Here is a 26,169-nt window from a genome sequence, read left to right on the forward strand (position 1 = left end):
GTCTGACGAGCAAAGTTTAAGCTAAGCAAGTGGGATGCCGAAACAAATTCGGCATGACACTTGGTATTTTGCAGATGGTAAGTAAATTCTTAAACAATTGCCGGAGTAGGTACCGGGTTGCCCTGCAGGTAACGGCGCTTATATTCCAGCGGGGTCATATCGGTTACTTTTTTAAAATGGCGGTAAAAGTTCGATACGTTATTAAAGCCGCATTCAAAGCACAAAACCTCGGTCGGCATCTTGTCTTCAATTAAAAAACGGCAGGCATGGCTGATGCGGATCTCGGTCAGGAAATCGGAGTAGGTCTTTTTGGTCATCAGTTTAAAGTACCGGCAAAAACTGGTTACACTAAGGTTGCCTATAGCGGCTATCTCCTGCAGGCCTATTTCTTTCTTATAATTAGCCAGCGTGTACGAGCAAATTTTGTTCAAACGAATGGTGTCCGATTCGTTAGACTGGTGGAATTCGTTATGGGCTAAAGTGATGCTTTCAAAGTCCTCATTTTCGGCCAAAACCTTTAATATAGATAGCAATACGATAACGCGGTCGAGGTTGGTGGCGTCCACCGCTTTGCGCATTAGTTCGGTTAATTTGGTGCGGGCTTCACCTCCTATAACCATGCCGCTTTTGGCTTTATCGAACAGTTTTGGCAGCAGGTAAGCTTCGGGCAGGTTAAGCAGGTATTTGCCCAGGCAATCGGGCAAAAAATGGATCACGATAACCTCCACATTCAGGCCCGAATCCTGCTGAAAGTACTCCTCTTTACAGCGCCAGCAGTGCGGCAGGTTCTCGCCCAGCAGCAACACCTCACCCGCCGAAAAATTGCTGATATTATCACCAATGAAACGCACGCCTTCGCCCTTAATTACATAATGTAATTCCAGCTCGGGGTGATAATGCCAGATGCCCCTAAAGGTTGGCAAAATATCATGCCTTATACTAAAGGAGTTTTGCGGTTTAACCGCAACTTTAAGAAAATGAGGTTTCATTCTAAAAAATTACTTAGTCAATTATCCAAAAAACAGGTCTGTTTCAGATGCTGATTAGGTTATGATTTTTAAAAGTAAGAAAAATTTATACAATATAAATGCAATTATTTAGCAAAAAATTAATAGGGGGTTAAAAATGACCCCCTGAATTTTCGATGATAACATCGTACAATAAATTGATAAATACGGGAAGTAATGACAATAGCTAATGATAGATATTTGTTAAAGCAGCGCATTTTATACTTATGCGACTGCCACTGAAATATAAACCGTAATAATAAATTATACTTTTTACTTAAATAGGGTCTTGATTGAACCTTTGCGCTGTGGAGATAATTGTTAGAAATACAATTATTGTATTGTGAAAGATAAAATAATACAATCCGCGGCTTAAAATAAACTAATCAACGACCAGATTTATTTGCCAATAACGCAATAACTATAATCTGGATAATGGCCGAGAATTTAAAAGAAGTTTTATTAGTTGCAAGTGGCGATCTTCGCCTGGCTGCCAACCAAATTTGCTGGCCCGAACAGCAAAAAGTAGAGGACTTACTGGTTGCCGCCATCGAAAAGTTAGGATGGACAGCTACCCGTGCTCATCAGTATGATGAGGTTAAGCAACATGGCCTTATCGACTCCCAAAAAATGGGGATGGAGGTGTTTCGCACCATCAACCCTGATAAGCCATTAATCGTAGTAGAAAGTCTGTGGCAATACACCCATCATGTGCTTGCGGGATTAACCACTCATAAAGGCCCGATACTGACCTTAGCTAACTGGAGCGGCACTGCGCCGGGCCTTGTTGGGATGCTGAATATCAATGGCTCGCTGGCTAAGGCAGGGGTGAAGTTCAGTACACTATGGAGTGAAAATTTTGATGATGAATACTTCCTGAACGGCTTGAAACAGTGGCTGGAAACCGGCAATTTAAGCCATGATGAAAGCCATATCCACGGCTTTGAAATCGCTAATATTCCGGCTGAAGAAGCTGCTATAGGTGCCGGCTTTGCCGCTAAATTTAAAACTGACAAAGCCATAATGGGCGTGTTTGATGAGGGTTGCATGGGCATGTATAATGCCATTGTACCTGATGAGTTACTGCACCCGACAGGCTTGTTTAAAGAGCGCTTAAGCCAGTCATCGTTATATGCTGCCATGCAATTGGTTACCAATGCCGAAGCCCGCAAGGTTTTAGATTGGCTGCTGCAAAAAGGTATGCAGTTTAAATGGGGTACCGATGGCGTTGCTGAACTAACCGAAGCCCAAAGCCTTGAGCAATGCAAAATGTATATAGCTGCCGTGCGTATGGCCGACGAATTTGGCTGCGCAACCATCGGCATCCAGTATCAGCAGGGGTTGAAGGACCTGACCGTTGCCAGCGATTTGGTGGAGGGTTTATTAAATAACCAGGACCGCCCGCCGGTATACAGTACCGATGGCCGCGAGTTATACGCCGGTGAAGCGCTGCCACACTTTAACGAGGTGGACGAATGCGCGGGTATTGATGCCCTGGTAACCTATAATTTATGGAAACAAATGGGCCTGCCCGGCGAAAATACCCTGCACGATCTGCGCTGGGGCGAACATTTTAAGGGTGATGGCATAGATGATTTTGTGTGGGTGTTCCTGATATCGGGAGCAGTTCCGCCAGCCCATTTTGTGGGTGGTTACGCCGGAGCCAGTAGTGAGCGCCAGCCTGCTATGTACTTCCGTTTGGGTGGCGGTAGTTTAAAAGGGGTAAGCAAACCGGGCCATATTGTATGGAGCCGCATTTATGTAATGGATGGTGCCCTGCATTGTGATATAGGCGTAGGCGAAAGCGTACTGCTGCCCGAAGAAGAGACCAATCGCCGCTGGGAAGCAACCACCCCGGTTTGGCCTATTATGAATGCCGTATTAAAAGGTGTAAGCCGCGATCAGATGATGGGCCGCCATAAGGCTAACCACATCCACGTAGTTTATACGCCTGACGAAGCTACCGCGCATAAAGCTTGTCGGGTAAAAGCCGCCGCGCTTAATGGTTTAGGTATCACCGTTCACTTTTGCGGCGATGTTAATTTGAATTAATTATGAAGATGAAATACTATATCATAATGTTGGTGTGCCTGCTTAGCGGCACAATGGTGATGGCCCAAGCACAGGCCGAAAAGGATTATACAAAGGTAATAAGCGACCGTACCGGTAAGTACCTGGTGAACATCGGCATTACCGATACCCTGTCGCCTAAATTTAAAAAAGCGCAGGCCGTGTTGATGGATCAGTACCGCGCTATAAACAGTATTCACGATGCCCGCAATGCTAAGGTGAAGGAAATAAAAGCTACAGCAGGTGATGATAAGGCTGCTGCCAATGCTAAAGTTGCCGCTACCGATAGCATAATGAATGCGCAACTGACCGCCCTGCATCCTGTTTTCCTGGCCAAACTGGGTAAGGAACTAACCCCGCAACAGGTGGAGGCCATGAAGGACGAAATGACCTACAAAAAGGTAGCAGTTACCTATAATGGCTATACCGATGAATTGCCACAACTAACCGACGCCCAAAAAACGCAAATAAAAAACTGGCTGATAGAAGCACGCGAGAAAGCCATAGATGCCGGCTCATCGGATGAGAAGACCGCCATTTTTGGCAAGTATAAAGGCCGCATCAACAATTATCTTTCTAAAGAAGGCTACGATATGAAAAAGGCCGGTGAAGAATGGCAAAAGCGCCTAAAGGAGAAAGCGGCGGCTAAATCACCATCAAACAATTAATACGTATAACCGCCAAAGCCTTATCCATAAAATAAGAAACCAATACAAATTAACCCAATATGAAACTAAAATCTATTAACTTATGAGAAGAATTCTCCTCTTTTTTTCGGTACTGTTTTTAATAAGCAGTGCAGTTATGGCCCAAACCCGGACAGTTTCGGGGGTAGTAACGGGCGAAAAGGGTGAAACACTCCCAGGTGTAACCATCCAGGTAAAAGGTAGTAACACTGCTACTACTACAGATATTGATGGTAAATACTCCATCAAGGTTACCGATATGCAGAGTGTAGTGCTTACCGTAAAATATATCGGTTATGCCTACCAGGAGCGCGCGGTACCTGCTAACGAACGTAATGCCGATTTTAAACTACAGCCTGTGGCCAGCAACCTTAACGAAGTTGTTGTGGTTGGTTACGGCGAGCAAAAAAAGATCAGCTTAACCGGGGCGGTAGCAAATATCGATGTTAAAAAGATCGAAGACCTGCCAAGCCTTAACTTAGCGGCATCGCTGGTTGGGCAGTCGCCAAACGTTTCGGTATCAACCCCATCGCAACGCCCTGGCCAGGGTACCAACATCGTTATCCGTAACCCTACATCAATTGTTACTAATGGTAAAACAGGCGTTTCCCCATTGTATGTAATTGACGACCAGATCAGGACCGCTGCCGATTTCAACTTGCTTGATGCGAATGAAATTGACAACATCTCTATCCTGAAGGATGCGGAAGCGGCCATCTACGGTATCCAGGGTGCAAACGGTGTTGTACTGGTACGCACCAAAAGAGGTAAGCAGGGTGCGCCGAAGATCAGTTTCAGCAGTTCGGTAGGTACAGCAAGCGCCCGCCAGTTGCCTAAAATGATGAGCGGTATACAATTGGCTACCTGGCTTAACGATTATAACCAAACCCGTGTTGGCCAGTCGTTGGCCGCCGCCGGCCAGCCTAATGCCGGCCAGGTGCAGTATATTGATGCTAATGGTTACCGCAATGGTGTGGTTACCCAAAAAGAAACTGCATGGTATACGCCTGATGAATTGGATTACATCGCCAACAACAGTACCAACTATTTAGAGCAGGCCTTCAAAACCGCGTGGACTGAGCGTGAAGCTGTTGCCATAAGCGGCGGTACAGATAAAGTAACTTATTATGCAGGTACCGATTATGTGATCCAGAATTCTAACTTTAAGGGTGTAAACTCAAACAAATGGGGTTTAAGGGCATCTATCGAAGCTAAAGCAGCTAAAGGCCTTACCGCCAGTTTAAACCTAAGCTCGTCAAGCTATAACAGCCGCAGCTATTGGTATAAATACGATTCAACCTCGGAAAGCTTAGATAACGACGTAACATCGTTAAACGTTGTGCAGCCATGGTCAAAATACTTTATCGATGGTAACCCGGTAGCTGTTAACAGTTCGTTATCAAGTGGTGGCGGTATCGATAACATTAACGTATTCCTGTTCCAAAACTCAGATAACTATACATCGCAGCGCAGCAACGTAATGAACGTGCTGGGAAAATTAAGCTATGATGTTCCGTTTGTTAAAGGTTTGAACTTAACAGGTACTTTAAATGAGAATTATAACAACGGCTGGGGCCAGCAATATGGTACTTCGTTTAATATTTATACTTATAGCGGCACAGGTGGTAACAACCACATCCCGGGCGGTACCATTACTAACGTAACTTTAAGGAAAAACGGCGACAGGGTGTTTATCAACTCTACTTACGCGCGCGCTTACCAGTTAGATGGTATCATCAACTATAACCGCAGCTTTGGTAAACACAATATATCGTTCCTTGGTGTATACGAACAAAGGGAAGATTATAACACCGCGCTGAGAGGCCAGGCAGATAACGTGATCATCGGCGGTAAGGATAACATCAATTTTACAACCGGTACTACATCGGCTAACCAGGCATCTTCAATTGCCAACAACGGTTACCTTTCTTACATTGGCCGTTTAAATTATAGCTATGCCGATAAATACTTCGTGCAGTTATCAACCCGTATTGACGGTAGTACCGACTTTTTGCCGGGCCGTAATTATGGCTATTTCCCTGCTGCTTCGGTAGGTTGGGTAGTATCTAACGAAACCTTCATGAAAAAAGTGACCTGGCTCGATCTGTTAAAGGTGAGGGCATCGGTTGGTTTGCTGGGTAGCAACAACTCGTTGAAATATCAGTATGATGAAAGCTACAAGTTTGGTACCGGCAGCAGCGGCGGCGCAGTGTTTAACGAAGCCGCACGTAACTACGGCATCCTTTATAACCTGGCGCTGGCCAACCCATATATCACCTGGGACCATACCACAAAAACCAACTATGGTTTAGACCTGGCTTTCCTGAGGAACCGCCTTACTACCAGTGTTGATTATTACTGGAACCATGGATACAACTTGTTGCAAACCATCTCTTCGGCAGTGCCTGCTACGGTTGCGGCAAACTTACCGGTACAAAACTCGGGTATTGTAAACTCTTTTGGCTGGGAGATCAGCGCAGGCTGGAGAGATAAGATAGGTAAGGACTTTACCTACAGCTTTTCACCATTCTTTGCCTGGAGCGATAACAAGCAAATTGCCAGGGACCAATCGGTTGGTAATATCGGTACCCCGCTGGATCTGATCGGCAAGTCATCAGATGTCGGTACTTACGGTTACCAGTCGGCAGGCATCATCCGCACTAAAGAGCAGGCCGATGCGATCATCGCTCAAAGAACAGCCGCGGCAGGTGGCGACAGCAAGGTATTGGTTAACGGCTTAGCTATTAAAGATGCCAGCGGTATCTATCACCTGGGTATGATCAACTTTGTTGACCAAAATGGCGACGGTATCATTGATGCGAACGACCAGGTATACCTGAACAAGAAGAATGATAACCACTATAGCCTTGGTTTAAACTGGGCTGTAAATTATAAATCGTTAAGTTTAGCGGTTGTAATGGGCATGAGCTGGGGTGGTATAAACAGTATTGGCAGCTACGACAGGATTCAGCAAAGTTCGGCCAACCCTATTACCGAAAATAAGCCGGTTTATTGGGCCGATCACTGGACGCCGTCTAACCCCGATGCGAAGTATCCTAACCCATATTATTTGGATAATATTAAAACAACCAGCGATTTTTGGTTTGTTAGTGGGTTCCAATGGAATATTAATACCATTAACCTGGGTTATAGCCTGCCGCAAAAATGGGCAAGCAAAATTGGTATGAGCAGCGCAAGGCTTTACGCGGTTGGTTACAACATGTTCAGCCTTACAAATCCATATCCTAATGGCTTCCGCGATGTGCAAAGTGGTATCCAGCAATACCCCGCTATCAGAACTGTATCTGTTGGTTTAAATGCAACCTTTTAATTGAAAACGACAATGAAAAAATTATATATACTAATGGCAATGGCACTGGCAGTGCCAGCGCTGTTGAGCAGTTGCAAAAAGGTATTGCAAAAGGATGATCCGCAAAACCTTTCGCGCGATGCCGTATTTAACGACTCTACTTTAACAAAGTTCAACCTTGATTATATCTACGCGCAAAACCAGCCGCAATGGTTTGGTACAGGTTCGGTTAGTTATATCAAGGACCTGGGGCCATTAAACCTTACCGAAGAGTGCTACTCTGATAACGCAATGGTTAAAGGTACCCTCACTATCGAATCGGTTGGTGATATCGGTACTTCAAACTCAAATGCTACCAACTATGGTAAACTGCGTTATATCAATAACTTTATTGAAAGCGTAAATGGTGGCACCCAGCCTGCGGGCACTAAAACACGTTTTGTTGGCCAGGCTTTATTCTGGCGCGCGTTCCGTTATTTTGAATTGGTTAAAATGTATGGCGGTGTGCCACTGGTGACCAGTGCTTTAGACGCGGTTGGTGATGATGCCCTTTCAAAAACTTACCTGCCACGGGCTACTACTTCTGATGTATTTAAGCAGATTGTTGCCGATTTAAATACGGCTGCTGCCTCTCTGCCGGTAAAATGGCCAAACTCGCTGGATCAGGGCCGTATCACTAAAGGCATTGCCCAGGCCATGCTGTCGAGGGTACTGTTAACTTACGCAAGTCCGCAATTTAACTCGCCATTGGCTTCTATGCCGGCTACAGCCACATCAGTAGTTGCAACTACCGATCAAACCCGCTGGCAAGCCGCGTACGATGCTACAAATGCCGCCATCGCTACGTTAAGTGCTAACGGGTTCGGTTTGTTCCCTAAATGGGATTACACCATGTGGACTACAGAGAACAACTCTGAAGCCGTATTTGTAACCGAGTACAATACAGATCAAACCGATAATGGCCGTAACTCTAACGGTTATGTAGGTGGTGCTGTGCCAAAAGCCGTTGCTACAAGTGGTGGCGCCTATCAGCCAACCTGGGATATGGTTAACGCCTTCCCAATGGCCGATGGTAAAGCGCCGGGTACGTCAACCAAGTATCCTTATAATACCACTACGCCGCCAATTAACTTCTATGCTAACCGCGATCCGCGTTTTTACCAAACCATTGCTTATAATGGTTGCTCGTGGCCATTAGTTGGTAACACGGCCAACAGGTTGTGGACTTATTTTTACTTCAGCAATACTGCGGGTACTGCGTCAAAAACAACAGAAGCGGTTGCAGCCAGCACAACAGGTTTTTACCTTCGTAAAGCTATTGATCCTACCATCAGCGCTGCTAACTTACCTTATGCAGGTACCGATTGGCAGGAAATTCGTTACGCCGAATTGGTGTTAAATCACGCTGAAGCTGCCGCTGAATTGGGTAAGTTGACAGAATCTTATGCCGACCTGGTAGCCATCAGGAAAAGGGCGGGTATTGAAGCCGGTTCGGATAACCTGTATGGTTTAACCGCAGGTATGGACCACGATGCGATGATCAACGCGATCATGTACGAGCGTCAGATAGAATTCGCCTACGAAGGTAAACGTTACTGGGATCTGCGCCGCAGGAAATTGCTTGAGGTTACCCTGAATGGTAAAAGACGTTCGGCCGTTACCATCATGCTGAAAAATACCGGCACCAGCACCGATTATATCCTGGCAACCCGCGATGCTACGCCTACTTCAGGTACCGCTTTTGATACTTTTTATACAACCAACTTCACTATAACAACTAAACAGTTGGATACTTATAACATTGCTTATCAAACAGCTGATTATTTCTTTGGCATCCCAACAAATGCCATTAAAAATAACCCAAGCCTGGTACAAACCAGCACATGGGGCGGTACATTTAACCCGCTGCAATAGGTTATTGTATCACAATAAAAACAAAAAAGGGAAGCCATAAGCTTCCCTTTTTTGTTTTTATATGCTGTGTGATGTTTATGTATGATATTGGCACAAAATTTCACCTTGATCGGATGCCTGAATTTAGCTATTTGGCAACGGATTTTGCTTAATTTATACTTGATTTGTAATATAAGTGCGACAATTTAAGCGTTTATAGGTAAAATCAGTCAATAGGATAAAATCCTATAAAACCTTGTCAACATACTATATTAAACGGGTGGGCTTACCCCGCATATTTGAATAAGCATAAATTATAACCAAATTTATACCTAAAGCACCCTGATATTGATCGCGATGCAATTTGCGGTACTAAAGTGTGTACGTAAGCTTAAATAATATCTAAATAATTGCCCGTTTGTAGCGGGTGATGGATCAACAAGATTAAAAATGACTAAAAGAATTTTACTGGTATCGGCATGTGTGGCAATGTTTGCCGGTTCGGCATTTGCACAATATCCGCAGGTGCCTAAAAAAGTGCAGGAAGAAAGCGAAGCATTGATGAAACGGGCCCAGGCTCATTCAGATTCGGCATGGGCGGTGGCTTTGCCAACTGTAGAGTACGATCAGAAGCATGGTAAACCATTTGTACCCTGGGCCTCGCGCCCAACGGATCTGCCGCAATCTAAATTGCTGGCCTTCCCCGGTGCAGAGGGCGGTGGCGCGTATTCATTCGGCGGCCACGGCGGTAAAGTGCTGGTGGTAACTAATCTTAACGATGACGGTCCGGGTAGTTTACGCTGGGCTTGCGAACAAGGTGGTGCCCGTATGGTGGTATTTAACGTTGCCGGCATCATCCGCATCAAATCGCCAATTATTGTACGTGCTCCATACATCTCTATCGAAGGGCAGACTGCTCCCGGCGATGGCGTTTGCGTAGCCGGCGAATCTTTTTGGGTGAACACGCACGATGTGGTGATCCGTTACATGCGTTTCCGCCGTGGTGAAACCAACGTAGGCCGCAGGGACGACGCTTTGGGCGGTAACCCGGTCGGTAATATCATTGCCGACCATGTTTCGGCCAGCTGGGGTTTAGATGAGAATTTCTCGATGTACCGCCACATGTTCGATCCGGGCGATGGCTCTAAGGAAGAGAAGAAAGGAACGGTTAACATCACCATCCAAAACTGTATCTACTCTGAAGCATTGGATTACTGGAACCACTCGTTCGGCAGTACAACAGGCGGCGAGAACAGCCTGATGATCCGCAACCTTTGGGCCGATAACACTGGTCGTAACCCATCTATCGGTTGGACGGATGTTTATCACTTCGTAAATAACGTAGTATTCAACTGGCACCACCGCACTATGGATGGTGGCGATTACACCAGTAACTTCAACGTGATCAATAACTACTTTAAACCTGGTCCGGTTACCCCTAAAGATGAGCCGGTAGGCCACCGTTTCCTGAAGCCGGAATCAGGTCGTAGTAAATTAAAGGAAAAATATTTTGGTCGCGTTTACATTAAAGGTAATGTAATGGAGGGTAACGCTACCGTAACTAAGGATAACTGGGCAGGTGGTGTACAAGTGGAAGATGCCAGCGGTAAGGAGTTGCCTGATGCCGGTAAATACACCGAATTTATGCGTACCGATGTACCATTCCCGTTCCCGCATGCGCCGATACATGTAATGACAGCCGAGGAAGCCTACAAATTTGTAGTAGCCAACGCCGGCGCCACCCTACCGGTGCGCGACGCCGTAGACGCCCGTGTTACCGAACAGGTACGCACCGGGAAGATCACTTACAAGGAAATGAATACCGATACGGCATTCCAGTTCAAAGTGCGTAAACTGCCTAAAGATTCGTACAAGATGGGTATCATCACTGCCCCATGGCAGGTAGGCGGCTACCCTGAATATAAGGGTACCCCGTATAAAGATTCGGATAACGATGGTTTGCCTGATAGCTGGGAACTGGCCCACGGCCTTAACCCTAAGGATGGCAAAGATTCGGCCCTGCCTGCAAAAAATGGCGGCGGCTATACCAACATCGAAGTTTACTTGAATACAATTGCCGCGAAGGGCGAAAAGAAAATCACTAAATAAAAGGTCGGCGTTAATGAGCGGTTTTAAATTAAAAAGTCTTCATTCTTTAGTTTGGTTTATAATAGGGTGTGTGCTGTGGTGGCACACGCCCTTAATTGCTCAGGACAAAAAAAAGGCGCCTAAGCCCCAATCGCCTGTCGCCGCCGAAAAAGGCGGCAAACTGGTTTATGCCACTGCGCCAAACGGCGATCGTATTCCCGATTATTCGTATGCCGGGTACATGGCCTCCGAACAGCCGATCCCAACCGTACAGGTAAAAGTTGTAGTGCCTGTAAAACCCGGCGATGCTACCTTACGCATACAAGCCGCTCTTGATTATGTAGCTGCTTTACCTGCCAATGCCGAAGGCATCCGCGGAGCGGTACTGCTTAACAAAGGAACTTATACTGTAAACGGCAGCCTGAAAATGAATGCGTCAGGCGTGATATTGCGCGGCAGCGGCATGGGTAACGATGGTACCATATTACTGGCTGCCGGTAAAGACCGGGAGACTTTTATTAAAGTTGCGGGTAAAAACGATCGCCATAAAGAGAACGAGATAAAAATAACCGACGCTTATGTGCCGGTAAACGCTTTTACATTCCACGTAGCATCAGCCGGGAATTTAAAGGCAGGCGATAAAATATTGGTGCACCGCCCAAGTACCGCGGCCTGGATAGCTGCCTTAGGTGTACAAAGCTTCGGAGGCGGTTTAGGTACCTTAGGCTGGCACCCCGGCGACCAGGATATTGACTGGGACCGCAAGATCATTGATGTTAAAGGAAATGCCATCACCGTTGATGCGCCTTTAACAACTGCGCTTGATACCACTTACGGGGGCGGCACCATTGCCAAATACGATTGGCAGGGGCGAATCGCACAGGTAGGTATCGAGAATATTTTATTAAGATCAGCTTACGATACTACTAACCCAAAAGACGAAGCCCACCGCTGGATGGCCATTACCATGGAAAATGTGAGCGATGCCTGGGTACGCCAGGTTACCTTTCAGCATTTTGCGGGATCTGCTGTATTTGTGTTGGAAACCGCTAACCGCGTTACCGTTGAGGACTGCCGCTCGCTGGCACCTGTATCTGAAATAGGTGGTTACCGTCGTAATACATTCTGGACCATGGGCGGGCAAACGCTGTTCCAGCGCTTGTATTCTGAACAGGGATATCACGATTTTGGCACCGGCTTCTGCACGCCTGGTCCAACGGCTTTTGTACAGTGTATGGGTTCACAGTCGTTAAGTTTTAGCGGCGGTTTGGACAGCTGGGCATCGGGCGTATTGTTTGATGTAACCAGTATCGACGGGCAAGCCATCAGCTACAAGAACCGCGAACAGGACGGACAAGGCGCCGGCTGGAACGCAGCCAATAGCATGTTGTGGAATTGCACCGCCGCCCATATAGATTGTTACGCGCCGCCAACCGCACAAAACTGGGCCTACGGTGCCTGGGCGCAATTTGGTGGTAATGGTTATTGGGAATCGGCCAATAGTACCATCGCCCCCCGCAGCTTTTTCTATGCGCAGTTAACAGATCGTTTAGGTAAAGATGTGAGCAAGCAGGCCGATATCCTGCAGATCATGACCGAACCATCCAGCAGCCCAACGCCCGAACAAGCTGCCGCGCTGATGGCTGAAGCACGCAAGCCACAAACTACCATGGGCGATTGGGTGAATAGCGCTTCGAAACGTAAACCCATCAGCATTGCATCCGCAGGAGCAAAGAGTATTGATGATATCGGTTATAAAACGCCAGCCACCCCGGCGCTTGCGCCTGCAATGGCCATCAAAAATGGCTGGCTGGTGCGTGGCAATAGCATTTTGCAGGGCATGCATTACGAAAGCCCCTGGTGGAACGGTAACGTAAAACCCAATTATTTAGAAAAGACCGCCAAGCCCGATATTACACGCTGGGTACCCGGCCGCACCGGTACAGGCCTAACCGACGACCTGAACGAAGTAAGCGACTGGCTGCTGAATAGCCACACCGTAGTTTTAGAACATAATTATGGCCTATGGTACGAGCGCCGTCGCGACGATCACGAACGTATCCGCCGGGCCGATGGCGATGTTTGGGCACCGTTTTACGAGTTGCCTTTCGGCCGCAGCGGAAGCGAGAAAGATCTGGCTTATGATGGGTTGAGCAAATATGATTTGACCAAATACAACATCTGGTACTGGAGCCGCCTGAAGCAATTTGCCGACCTGGCCGATCAGAAGGGGTTGGTGTTGTTCCACAATAACTTCTTCCAGCATAATATTATTGAGGCTGGTGCGCACTATACCGATTTCCCGTGGCGTACGGCCAATAACATCAACAGCACCGGTTTCCCCGAGCCTGTTAATTACGCGGGCGATAAACGCCAGTTTATGGCCGAACAATTTTATGATGAGACCGATCCGGCCCGCCGCAAACTATTGGTGGCCTACATCAACAAATGTATGGACAACTTTGCAGGCAACAACGGCGTATTGCAGGCCACCAGCGCCGAGTTTACCGGTCCGCTGCATTTTATGCAGTTTTGGGTAGAAACGGTAAAGCAATGGGAGATCGCCCACAAACAAAAACAAATCATCACCCTAAGCGCTACCAAAGATGTGCAGGATGGCATACTGAATGATCCATCTAAGGCATCTGTAATTAACGCTATCGATATCCGTTACTGGTATTACGAGGGCAGCGGCAAACTGTATGCCCCACTTGGCGGCCAAAGCCTGGCCCCGCGCCAGCAGGAGCGCGTATTTAAACCTAAAGCCGTATCTTTCGAATCGGTATACAATGCTGTGCACGAGTATCGCGTTAAATACCCCGAAAAAGCGGTACTGTTCTCGGCCGATGGTTTTGATCATTTTGGCTGGGCCGTGTTTATTGCCGGCGGATCGTTACCGGTGTTGCCTGCCCACACTGATAAACAATTGCTGACCGACGCGGCTACTATGTTGCCTGTAGAATTATCGGGCGCGCCAAAAGGCCAGTGGGCATTGGGCGGAGCAAAAGGCTGCATCGTATATAGCGAAAGTGATAGCGCCATTAAACCAAAGCTAACAGCCAATATCAATTATAAAGTACAATGGATCGACCCTAAAACAGGGGAGGTCATGCCTGGTAGCCAGCAAATCAAAGGCGGCGAGGGAATCGAACTGAAAGCACCTAAAACCGGACCGGCCATACTATGGCTAAGCCGCATCTAAATATAAACGATGAAGAAATTAATACTGTCGGGCATTACCTGCTGCCTGCTTTTTGCTTTTAAAACGGGACAGGAAAAGGCATTGCCGGTTATTAAAATATCGGATAATCACCGCTATTTTACTGCCGGGGGCAAGCCATTCTTTTGGCTGGGCGATACTGGCTGGCTGCTCTTTTCTAAGCTGAACAGGCAGGAAGCTATCCAGTATCTCGACACCCGCCAAAAGCAAGGCTTCAACGTGATACAGGCCATGGTGGTGCACAGCAGTAAAGAAGTGAACGCCTACGGCGATTCGGCATTGACCAATAAAAAGATAGCTGAACCGAAGGTTACACCCGGTAATACGTATGGTAAAGGTAAGGAATATGATTACTGGGACCATATCGATTGGATAATCAGCCGCGCTGCCGAGCGGGGTTTATATATTGCCCTGGTGCCGGTATGGGGTTCGGTAGTAAAGGAAAGCCATATCACACAAAGCCAGGGTAAAGCCTACGCCGAATTTCTGGCTAACCGTTATAAAGGTTATTCAAACATCCTTTGGATGAACGGTGGAGATGTTCCCGGTACCGATTCCTTAAAAACATGGAAAGCGATAGGCAATACCATCCACGATATCGACCCAACGCATCTGATGACCTTCCATCCGCGCGGGCGTACGCAGTCATCTACCTGGTTCCATAACGAGGATTGGCTGAACTTTAACTGTTTCCAATCGGGCCACCAAACCTATGCGCAGGATACCGCTAAAAAAGACCTGAATTACGGCGAGGATAACTGGAAATACGTGAACGACGACTACGCCAAAACACCCGTTAAGCCCACGCTTGATGCAGAGCCATCATACGAAAATATCCCTTACGGTCTGCACGATATTAAACTGCCCCGCTGGAACGCTGCAGAGGTGCGCCGTTACGGTTACTGGTCGGTTTTTGCAGGCGGCTGCGGCTATACCTATGGCAATAACGATGTGATGCAGATGCACAAGGCCGGCGAAAAAATGGGTTCATACGGATCGGTAATGCCGTGGACCGAAGGCATCAATATGCCGGGCGCTAAACAAATGGGCTACCTGAAAAAGCTGATGCTATCACGATCATATTTTGATCGTATCCCCGATCAGAACCTGGTCGCCGCCGGACAAGGCGAGCGCTACGACAGGCTGATGGGCACACGTGGTAAAAACTACGCCTTTGTATACACTTATAACGGTCGCGATATGCAGATAAATGCGATGGAGTTAGCGGGCAGCAAAGTAAAAGCAGCATGGTATAACCCGCGCAACGGACAAACTGCTGCTATCGGCACTTTTGCTAAAGCTAAAGCGATGAAATTTAACCCGCCCGGCGAAAAGAAAAATGGTAACGATTGGGTGCTGATACTTGATTCGATATAAACAGTGATGAGCAGTAAAGTAAAATATATGCTGATGGGCTTTGCCGCTATGCTAATGGTAGCGTGCAAAAGCAGTAAAAGCATTTACGTGTTCAGTTCGTTCCACGAACCGGCTGATGAGGGCTTGCGTTTTTTATACAGCAAAGATGCCTGGCACTGGACCGACCTGAACCACATTTACCTGAAACCACTGGTGGGCGATGCCAAGATCATGCGCGACCCATCCATCACCCAGGGGCCTGATGCTACATTTCATTTAGTATGGACCACCAACTGGAAGAATGACCAGGGTATCGGTCATGCCAGTTCAAAGGATTTGGTGCATTGGTCGGAAGAGGAGCATATTAACGTAATGGGTTATGAACCAACTACCAAAAATGCCTGGGCGCCCGAATTGTTTTATGATGATGAGGCCGGGCAATACATTATTGTATGGGCTTCGTGCATCCCCGGCCGATTCCCGAAAGGGCAGGAGGATGAGGATAATAACCACCGTCTGTATTATACCGCTACTAAGGATTTCAAGACTTTCAGTCCGACCAAATTGTTTCTTGATCCCGGTTTCAGCGTGATAGATGCCGAGATCATCAAACGTGGTAAAGGCGATTATGTGCTGGTGATGAAAGATAATACCCGCCCCAACCGCAATATACTGGTGGCCTTTGCCGAAAGTCCGCTTGGCCCATATCATGACTATACGAAACGCTTTACTGAAATGTACAGCGAGGGGCCATCGGCTATTAAGGCCGGTAACGATTGGCTGATCTATTACGATTCGTACCGGCTGAAACGCTATGGCGCTATGCGTACCACCGATTTTAAAACCTTTACCGATGTAAGCGACAGTGTAAAAGTGCCTGAGGGCCATAAGCACGGCACCATTTTTAAAGTAACACCTAAAATACTGGACGGCCTGAAAAAAGCCGCCGGACAATAAAAAGACATGAGCAGGAATATCGCTTTATATATTTTCTCCATCCTGGGTTTGTGCTTAACGGCGCGGGCGCAGGATACCGTGCATTATACCGGGCAAACGGTAGTCAATGTAGATTATCACCACGGGCAGTTAACACCAGCCGTTGGGGTACATAATATGCAGATATTCCGCGCTAACCGCGAGCACCCCGAACTGGCCGAGGGCTTTGGTTTTACTTATAACCATGCCCCTATGCTGGCTTACTGGAAGAATACGTTTTATGTAGAATACCTGAGCGATAAGGTGGGCGAGAGTGTGCCGCCGGGACAAACTTTGCTGATCACCTCGAAAGACGGCCAGAACTGGAGCAAACCCGAAGTGGTTTTCCCGCAATATAAAATACCTGATGGCACTACCAAAGAGGGCCGTACTGAAGTAGCTAAGGACCTTTATGCGGTAATGCACCAGCGTATGGGTTTTTACACCTCAAAATCAAACCGTTTACTGGTGCTGGGTTTTTACGGGATCTGCCTTGGCCCGCATGATGACCCGAATGATGGTTTGGGCATTGGCCGCGTAGTGCGCGAAGTTTTACCCGATGGTAAGTACGGGCCGGTCTATTTCATCCACTACAACCCCAAATGGAACGAGAAGAATACCTCGTATCCGTTCTATAAAACCAGTAAGGATAAAGGCTTTGTACAGGCCTGCGATGAGCTGATGGCCAACCCGCTGATGATGATGCAATGGATAGAGGAAACCGACCGCAAAGACCCGCTGATCCCCTTGCATAAAGAATATAAGGCGTTCAGCTTTTACCACCTGAACGATGGCCGTGTAGTTGGTTTATGGAAGAACGGCCTGACCGCTATCAGCACCGATAATGGCAAAACCTGGCCCGAAAACGCTACCCGCGCGCCACGCATTGTAACCAGCAACGCCAAAATATGGGGGCAAAGAACATCCGACGGAAAATATGCCACGGTATATAACCCGTCCGAGTTTCGTTGGCCGCTGGCCGTGTCGGTAAGTAAGGATGGGCTGGATTATACCAACCTGCTGCTGGTTAACGGCGAGATCTCTACCATGCGTTACGGCGGCGCCTATAAATCATACGGCCCGCAGTATACCCGCGGTATCGACGAGGGTAACGGTATCGTCCCCGATGGTAAACTTTGGGTTACTTACAGCATGAACAAGGAAGATATCTGGGTATCATCTATCCCCGTGCCCATCACCGATGTGGCCGATGGCCCCGCGAACGAAGATTTTAACGCCCTGCCTGCCGGTAAGGAGCTGGATAAATGGAATACGTTCAGTCCGCTATGGGCTAAGGTAGATATTGAAAAAATGGCCGATGGCAGCAAAGCCTTAGCGCTGAACGATAAAGACCCTTTTGACTACGCGCGTGCCGAACGGGTGGTGCCCGAAGCCAAACGCATGATGGCAGACTTTACCATCGTACCAGGTCAAGCTAATACCGGCATACTGGATATCGAGTTTCAAAATGCCAAAGGCGACGCAGCCATCCGCTTAACGCTGGATTCGACCGGGAATTTGATCACCAAGGCGGGCTATCGCAGCAAGAGTTTAATGAAGTATGAAGCCGGTAAACCGCTGCACATCGTATTGAAACTGAATACCGATACCCGTTTCTACTACTTGAATGTAAATGGCAAAGATCTGGCGCCGAACTTGTTCTTCGCTCCGGTATTATCGGTTAAGCGGGTGGTATTCCGCACTGGTAGCGTACGCCGTTTCCCGGATGCCGATACCCCTACCGATCAGGACTATGACCTGCCGAAAGCAGGCGAGCAGGCCAAACCGGCAGTATTCTATATCAAATCGTTCAAAACACAAAATAATTAACAGGATGAAGCTGCGGGGAATATATACACTACTGATACTGTTAGCTTGCCGCATCGGTGCTTCGGCAGAAGTGGTATTGCCTAAAATATTGGGCAACGGCATGGTGCTGCAGCGCGAAAAACCAATACCCGTTTGGGGCACAGCTTCGGTTGGAGAAAAAGTGACCGTAAAATTCGGTAAGCAAAGTAAAAGCACTGCTGCTGATGCATCTGGCAAATGGCAGGTAATGCTGGATGCCATGCCGGCATCGGCCAAAGGCGAAACGCTGATCATTTCGGGTACCAACACCATCAAGCTAACCGATATTTTGGTAGGCGAGGTTTGGCTATGCTCGGGCCAGTCGAACATGTCGTACGAGATGCGGAAAAATAGCAAAGTAAACAAACCCGATACCATGACCACCGCCTACTCGCCGGTTGATGAAATAGAACACGCACATAACCCGCAGATCAGGATATTTTTGGTCACCCAAAAGAATTTAGCCAAACCCGATTCCACCCATTCGGGTTGGAGCATCGCGCAGGATTCAGCATTGCGGGCATTCTCTGCAGCGGGATATTTCTTTGCGAAGAACTTAAACCATGATTTGAAAGTACCGGTGGGCGTGATCTGTGCGGCTATCAGCGGTAGCCGTATCGAGCCATGGATACCCGAAACCGAATTTGATAATTCAAAAAATTTTAAGAGGATAAGCAAAGATTCGGCACAGGTGAGTGGTGCTGATGGTAAATTTTGGCATAGGATGATAGAGCCGCTTGTCCCCTTATCCCTACGCGGTTTTTTATGGTACCAGGGCGAAGCCAATATGACCGAGCGTGAAAGTTATATGGATAAAATGGAAATGCTGGTCAATTCATGGCGAACGGCATGGAAAGATCAGCAATTGCCGGTTTATTACGTGCAGATAGTTCCGTATTACTATTCAAAAATGAAGTCTACAGTGGTCATAACCCCCGAAACATTACCTCTTTTTTGGGAAGCGCAGGGAATGATGCAGCATCAGGCTAATATGGGTATGATAAGTACCACCGATCTTAATGATGATGTAAAGAACCTGCACCCTATGTTTAAGTGGGAGATCGGGAGGCGGCTTGAATTAGTGGCTTTAGCGAAAACATATCATAAGCCCGTTGTTTATTCGGGGCCGGTATATAACGGGAAATTTGTGGATGGGGATAAAATGATCCTTTCCTTTTCAGGCATAGGTGATGGTTTAGTTAGTCATGACGGTAAGCCTTTAACTCATTTTACAATTGCAGGCAAGGATGGGAAGTTCGTACCAGCTATCGCAGTTATAAAAGGTAATAAAGTAGAAGTGTCGGCGGCTACGGTGAAGGCCCCCGTAGCTGTACGTTTTGCCTGGATCGAAGATGCCCAACCTAATTTTTTTAATAAGAACGGTTTGCCTGCCCAGCCATTCAGAACAGATAACCCAAATGTGCTTTATACACGATAATATATGAGAACCGCCGGAACTAAACTGATGCTATTTGCCCTGCTGTTGCTGGCAGGCTTTAACCTGCGCGCGCAGGAGACCCAAAAGGTTTTCCTGAGCGGTACCGGCAGCGACCATACCGTTAACTGGCAGTTCTACTGCACCGAGGGCCGCAATTCGGGCAAATGGACTACCATCCCCGTGCCATCAAACTGGGAGTTGCAGGGCTTTGGTAAATACAATTATGGTTTAGATAAAGACAGCCTGAAAGGCCGTGAAAAAGGCCTGTACAAACACGAATTTACTGTGCCCGCGGCATGGCAGGGCAAGGCGGTAAATATCGTTTTCGATGGTTCGATGACCGATACCGAAGTGAAGTTGAACGGCAAATCGGTAGGGCCTATCCATCAGGGGTCGTTCTATCGATTCAAGTATGATATCACTAATTTATTGAACTACGGCAAAACTAATCTGCTGGAAGTAACGGTAGCCAAATATTCGGCCAACGCATCGGTAAACAATGCCGAGCGCAAGGCCGATTTCTGGGTATTCGGGGGCATCTTCCGCCCGGTATTTTTAGAGGCATTTCCTAAGGCTCACGTAAAAGCGGTGGCTATTGATGCCAAGGCCAGCGGTGTTTTCAACGCGCAACTGAAACTGGCATCGGTGAAAGCAGGCTCGGTTACCGGGCAGGTGTATACGTTGGACGGTAAAAAATTCGGTCCGGGATTTTCTGCCGGGGTGAAGGCGGGTGATACCACGATCAAGATCTCGGGTAATATCACGTCGCCAAAATTATGGTCGCCGGAATTTCCTAACCTGTATAATGTAGTATTCACACTGAACCAGGGTGGTAAAGTAACCCACACCGTAAAACAGCGCTTCGGCTTCCGCACGGTAGAGCTGCGTGTGCACGACGGTATTTATGTGAATAATGTAAAGATCAAATTTAAAGGTGTTAACCGCCACTCGTTCTGGCCTACCACCGGTAGGGCATTGAATAAAACACAAAGCATTGCCGATGTGAAGATGATCAAGGATATGAACATGAACGCGGTGCGCATGTCGCATTATCCACCCGATGAACATTTCCTTGATGCCTGCGATTCGCTTGGCCTTTTTGTGCTGGATGAACTGACCGGCTGGCACGGTAACTACGATAACGAAGTAGGCGCCAAACTGGTGCATGAAATGATAGAAAAGGATGTGAACCACCCGGCCATTGTAGTTTGGGATAATGGCAACGAAGGCGGCTTTAACCTTAACCTCGACCATTTATTCGGCGATTTAGATCCGCAGCGCCGACCGCTTATCCATCCCTGGACGATCTATAACGGAACTAACACTCAACATTATATCAACTACGATTATGGTACGGCCACCAATTTCCATGGGCATGATGTAACCTTCCCGACCGAGTTTTTGCACGGTTTGTATGACGGCGGCCTTGGTGCCGGGCTGGATGATTTTTGGGAACTGATGTGGCATACACCGCTATCGGCCGGGGGCTTTTTATGGGTATTTGCCGATGAAGCCGTAGTGCGTACCGATAAAAACGGCGAGTTGGACAGCGATGGCGATCACGGTCCTGATGGTATAGTTGGCCCCTACCACGAAAAAGAGGGCAGCTATAACGCTATTAAAGAGATCTGGTGCCCTGTTCGGTTAGAACCACGCGAGATGACGCCAAAGTTTGATGGCAAATTGCGCCTGGAGAACCGTTATTTCTTCACCAACCTGAAGCAGTGTACGTTTAGCTATAAATTAATTAAACTAAGCGACGCATTCCATAAAGTAGCGGCCGATGCAAAGTCGGGCGCTATCGCATCACCTGATGTGGCACCGGGGCAGAACGGATACTTGCAAATGGCCCTGCCTGCCGGCTGGCAAAATTATGATGTGCTGTACATGACGGCTTACGGTCCGGATAAGCGCGAACTGTATACCTGGAGCTGGCCAATTACCGGTCATGATGCCATTACCGCACGTATGGTAACTAAAGCCGGCAGCAACAAACCAACTATCAAAGAAACCGACTCGCTGTATAAAGTAAGCGCCAACGGCATCGAGCTTGAATTTAAACGTGCAAGTGGTGTATTAGCCAGTGTTAAAAACGCCAAAGGTAATATCCCTTTCAATAACGGCCCGGTACTGGCCGAGGGCGGCGACAAGACCGGCTTCCAACGATTGAAGTATCGATACGATGGCGACAACGTGATCGTTGAGGGCGAGTTCGAGAAAAAGGCCAACGCTGCGCAAATGCAATGGACCATCTATCCATCGGGATGGGTGGAGCTATCTATGCGCTATTGGCCGGTTGGTGAAGAAGGCAACCTGATGGGTATCAGCTTCTCATACCCCGAAAAAGATGTAAAAGGCGTAACCTATATGGGCGATGGCCCTTACCGCGTATGGAAAAACCGCATGAAAGGCGTAACGCTGAATGTATGGGATAAAACCTATAACAATACCATCACCGGGCAGGGTATGGTGCAATACCCCGAATTTAAAGGCTATTATTCTAACCTGTACTGGATGAAACTGAATACTACTGGTCAGCCTGTAACCATAGTTTGCGATAACCGCGACGTATTTATGCGTTTGTTCACCCCGGCCAATCCTAAAAAAACCTATAACACGGCACCGGCGTTCCCTTCGGGCGATATATCGTTCATGAACGGGATCACGCCTATCGGTACCAAATCGCAAAAACCGGAGAAATTGGGTACGCAGGGTTTCCCTAATAAGTATTTCGATTACTACCGCGATATCAATATGGCTTTGAATATCACCTTGTACTTTGATTTTTCGGGGAAATGATAAACCGCGCATATATCGCCCTGCTGGCATTGCTGCTGCTAAGCTGCCAATGCTTCGCCGCTATCGGCACGCAAAATCTGCGTTGCGAAATGCTGATGAACCCGCAGGGAATCCAAACCACATCCCCGCGTTTAAGTTGGGAAATCACCGGCGATGGGCGTGGCATCAGTCAAACTGCCTATCAAATTTTGGTGGCTTCTACTCGGGCTAAACTGACCGCCAATATTGGCGACCTGTGGGATTCACACAAAATTACGTCAGATCGTTCGGTGCAGATTAACTATGCAGGCAAACCATTGGCCAGTCGCACGGCTTGTTACTGGAAAGTTAAAGTATGGACAAGCAACGGTGAAAGCACATGGAGCCAACCCGCCAGTTGGAGTGTTGGTTTGCTAAACCCTGCTGATTGGAAAGCCAAATGGATAGGTTATGATAACGGTTTCCCCTGGGATAGCGTTTCTAAGTTCTCGCGTTTATCGGCACGTTATTACCGCAAGCAATTCGATGCGGCATCAGGTATAAAAAAAGCTACGGTTTACATGGTGGGACTAGGTCATTACGAGTTATTCATCAACGGGCAGCCTATCGGCGACCAGGTTTTATCTACCCCACCTACCGATTACACAAAGTCGGTTATCTACAACACTTTCGATGTTACCAAAAACATCAAACAGGGAACAAATGCCATTGCAACCGCATTAGGCAACGGGCGTTTTTTTACCATGCGGCCCAAGTACAAGCCTCAAAAAATTAAGGAGTTCGGTTTCCCTAAAATGCTGCTGCAACTGGAGTTAGAATATAACAACGGAACAAAGCAAACCATCATCAGTGACGGTAGCTGGAAGTTCACTGCCGATGGCCCCATCCGCACCAACAACGAATACGATGGCGAGGAATACGATGCTACTAAGGAAATGCCGGGTTGGAATACCATCGGTTTTAACGACGCCAAATGGCTGAAGCCCGAACTGGTGCAAGCATCCGGCGGCAAACTGGTGGGACAGATGAACGAGCCTATCCGCGTGGTGCAAACGGTTAAACCGCTATCGGTAAAACTGGTCAAACCCGGGATGTATGTGATGGATATGGGGCAGAATATGGTGGGTTGGCTGAATATGAAGGTGCGTGGTATGCACGGACAGAAAGTACAATTACGCTACGCCGAAACCACTCAAAAGGATGGTGAACTATACGTAGCCAACCTGCGAGATGCCAAGGTGACCGATGTGTATACCCTGAAAGGCGGAGGCGAAGAAAGCTGGCACCCGGTATTCGTTTACCATGGTTTCCGGTATGTAGAGATCGTGGACTATCCGGGCACGCCAACTGTTAACGATTTTGAGGGGCAAGTTGTAAACGATGATTTGCCGGTAACCGGAAGTTTTGAAACATCTAACAACCTGGTGAATAAAATATACCGCAATGCTGTTTGGGGGATACAAGGCAATTACAAAGGTATGCCGCTGGATTGCCCGCAGCGTAACGAGCGTATGCCCTGGCTGGCCGATCATGCCACCGGATCGTACAGCGAAAGTTTTGTGTTTGATAATGCCAAGCTGTATGCCAAATGGTTGGATGATATCGAACAGGCGCAAAAACCTAACGGTTCCATCCCTGATGTAGCCCCCGCTTACTGGAATTATTACAGCGATAACATGACCTGGCCTGCCACTTATTTGCAGGTAGCCGGTATGTTGTATCATCAATATGGCGATAAGGAAGCGCTGAGCAAACACTACGCATCCATGAAAAAGTGGCTGGTTTATATGCGCACTTTTATGAAGGATTACATCGAAACCAAAGATAAATATGGCGATTGGTGCGTACCGCCCGAATCGCCGGAACTGATCCATAGTAAAGATACCTTGCGAACTACAGATGGCAAACTGATCGCTACGGCTTACTATTATAAGCTGCTGGGGATGATGCAAAACTTTGCCCAATTGCTGAATAAGCCGCAGGACGTAAAGGACTTTGCCCAACTGGCCTCGAAGATAAAAACCAGGTTCAATCAAACTTATTTTGATGATAAAACGCGGCAGTATGCTAATAACTCGGTAACATCAAACCTGCTGCCGCTTTACTTTGACATGGTGCCGGAAACGGCTAAAAAAGATGTTTTTAAAAATATCGAAGATAAGATACTCGTCGCCAATAAAGGCCACATCAGCACGGGGGTAATTGGTACCCAATGGTTGATGCGCGGTTTGACTGATCGCGGTCGTGCTGATATTGCCTGGCGAATGACCACCAATACCGATTATCCGAGCTGGGGCTACATGGTGAACAAAGGAGCCACCACTTTTTGGGAATTGTGGAATGGCGATACCGCCAACCCATCCATGAACTCGCAAAACCACGTGATGCTTCTGGGCGACCTACTGGTTTGGTTTTACGAAAACCTGGCCGGGATAAAATCGGATAGCAAGGATATCGCCTTTAAAAAGATCGTGATGAAACCCGAGCCGGTAGATGGGTTGGACTTTGTGAATGCGTCGTACCATTCTATCCACGGCATGGTAAAAAGCAGCTGGAAAAAAGATGGAGGTCGGTTTAACTGGAAGATCAGTATCCCGGCTAATACCACCGCCATGGTTTATGTTCCGGCTAAATCGGCCGCAGCGGTGATGGAAAGCGGACAAAAAGCGGCAACGTCAAAAGGCGTGAAATTCATCCGGATGGAAAATGGCCGGGCTTTGTTTGAAGTAGGTTCGGGCGATTATGTATTCGATAGTATTAATTAAGCAGATATGAAAAAATTGAACAGGATAGGTTTAGTACTCGTGGCAATGCTGTCTTTAACCACTATGGTTAAGGCGCAGGAAACTGCAAAGCCCAAAGCCGATGCCTCGCCTGAAGCACAGGCAAAGGCCGACGCGGACGTTGCCAAAAAAGCTGCTGAGTATGTGGCCGCATTAAACTTAACCGATGCTGATAAAGCCGCCCGTGTAAAGGATGTGGTTACCACGCATTTGAAAGCCGTGCGCGACTGGAACAACGCTCACAACGCCGATATGGTACCGGCCGGCATCAACCCATTATCGGGTAAGCCGCTGAGCGAAATGGACAGGCAGATCATTGTTAACTCATCTATCCCAAGATCGGTACACGAAAATTTGATGGCCGGTTTGCGCAAAGACCTGGCCGAAGAACAGGTGGAAGTGATACTGGATAAATACACCATCGGCAAAGTAGCTTTCACGCTGAATGGCTATAAATCTATCGTGCCCGATCTGACCCCGACCGAAGAAGCCGCCATTTTAGCCAACCTGAAACTAGCGCGTGAGCAGGCGGTAGATTTTAAAAATATTAAGCAGGTATCGGCAATTTTTGAGATCTACAAAACCAAGAACGAACAATACCTGAACGAACACGGCCGCAACTGGCACCAGTTATACGGCGATTATACCAAAGCCATCATCGCTAAAAAGGCGGCAGATAAAGCTGCAAAGGATAAAGCCGCGGCAAAACAATAGAAC

The 26,169-nt window shown here is 47.6% G+C and carries 14 protein-coding genes; 13 read left to right on the top strand and 1 reads right to left on the bottom strand.

From position 1 onward, the window contains the following. Positions 1–89 precede the first annotated feature (89 nt). Complete coding sequence (locus HQ865_RS01630) at positions 90–989, bottom strand: AraC family transcriptional regulator (protein ID WP_173413214.1); 900 nt, start codon at positions 987–989, stop codon at positions 90–92. 453 nt (positions 990–1,442) lie between these two features. On the opposite strand from HQ865_RS01630, the gene HQ865_RS01635 reads away from it, so the two are divergent. The 13 genes from HQ865_RS01635 to HQ865_RS01695 all read left to right on the top strand — a co-directional run bounded on the left by HQ865_RS01635 (position 1,443) and on the right by HQ865_RS01695 (position 26,166). After that, entirely contained in the window at positions 1,443–3,059 is a 1,617-nt protein-coding gene (locus HQ865_RS01635) for a fucose isomerase (protein ID WP_173413215.1), read from the top strand. 8 nt (positions 3,060–3,067) lie between these two features. Further along, positions 3,068–3,745: a DUF3826 domain-containing protein gene (locus tag HQ865_RS01640; RefSeq protein ID WP_173413216.1), complete on the top strand. Its 678-nt coding sequence runs from the start codon at positions 3,068–3,070 to the stop codon at positions 3,743–3,745. Positions 3,746–3,827: 82 nt separating this feature from the next. Continuing rightward, positions 3,828–7,094, top strand: coding sequence for a SusC/RagA family TonB-linked outer membrane protein (locus HQ865_RS01645; protein ID WP_173413217.1), 3,267 nt, complete (start codon positions 3,828–3,830; stop codon positions 7,092–7,094). Between the two features lie 12 nt (positions 7,095–7,106). After that, entirely contained in the window at positions 7,107–8,987 is a 1,881-nt protein-coding gene (locus HQ865_RS01650) for a RagB/SusD family nutrient uptake outer membrane protein (RefSeq protein ID WP_173413218.1), read from the top strand. Positions 8,988–9,416: 429 nt separating this feature from the next. Next, positions 9,417–11,075, top strand: coding sequence for a polysaccharide lyase (locus HQ865_RS01655; RefSeq protein WP_173413219.1), 1,659 nt, complete (start codon positions 9,417–9,419; stop codon positions 11,073–11,075). Positions 11,076–11,145: 70 nt separating this feature from the next. Further along, positions 11,146–14,256, top strand: coding sequence for a DUF6298 domain-containing protein (locus HQ865_RS01660; protein ID WP_237073696.1), 3,111 nt, complete (start codon positions 11,146–11,148; stop codon positions 14,254–14,256). Positions 14,257–14,265: 9 nt separating this feature from the next. Beyond that, positions 14,266–15,651 (top strand): glycoside hydrolase family 140 protein, encoded by a 1,386-nt coding sequence (locus tag HQ865_RS01665; protein WP_173413221.1) that lies wholly within the window; start codon positions 14,266–14,268, stop codon positions 15,649–15,651. A gap of 6 nt (positions 15,652–15,657) precedes the next feature. Continuing rightward, positions 15,658–16,587 (top strand): glycoside hydrolase family 43 protein, encoded by a 930-nt coding sequence (locus tag HQ865_RS01670; RefSeq protein ID WP_237073698.1) that lies wholly within the window; start codon positions 15,658–15,660, stop codon positions 16,585–16,587. A 6-nt stretch (positions 16,588–16,593) separates the two neighbouring features. Further along, a complete protein-coding gene (locus tag HQ865_RS01675) occupies positions 16,594–18,435 on the top strand; it encodes a sialidase family protein (RefSeq protein WP_173413222.1) in 1,842 nt (613 codons plus the stop codon). Between the two features lie 4 nt (positions 18,436–18,439). Beyond that, positions 18,440–19,891, top strand: a complete 1,452-nt coding sequence (locus tag HQ865_RS01680) for a sialate O-acetylesterase (protein WP_173413223.1) — start codon at positions 18,440–18,442, stop codon at positions 19,889–19,891. A 3-nt stretch (positions 19,892–19,894) separates the two neighbouring features. Then, entirely contained in the window at positions 19,895–22,690 is a 2,796-nt protein-coding gene (locus HQ865_RS01685) for a glycoside hydrolase family 2 protein (protein WP_173413224.1), read from the top strand. Further along, a complete protein-coding gene (locus HQ865_RS01690; protein ID WP_173413225.1) occupies positions 22,687–25,434 on the top strand; it encodes an alpha-L-rhamnosidase in 2,748 nt (915 codons plus the stop codon). Before HQ865_RS01685 ends, HQ865_RS01690 begins: the two co-directional genes overlap by 4 nt. Before the next feature lie 6 nt (positions 25,435–25,440). Continuing rightward, entirely contained in the window at positions 25,441–26,166 is a 726-nt protein-coding gene (locus HQ865_RS01695; RefSeq protein ID WP_237073700.1) for a DUF3826 domain-containing protein, read from the top strand. Positions 26,167–26,169 lie beyond the last annotated feature (3 nt).

The sequence above is a fragment of the Mucilaginibacter mali genome (assembly GCF_013283875.1).
GTDB classification, from domain to species: Bacteria; Bacteroidota; Bacteroidia; order Sphingobacteriales; family Sphingobacteriaceae; genus Mucilaginibacter; species Mucilaginibacter mali.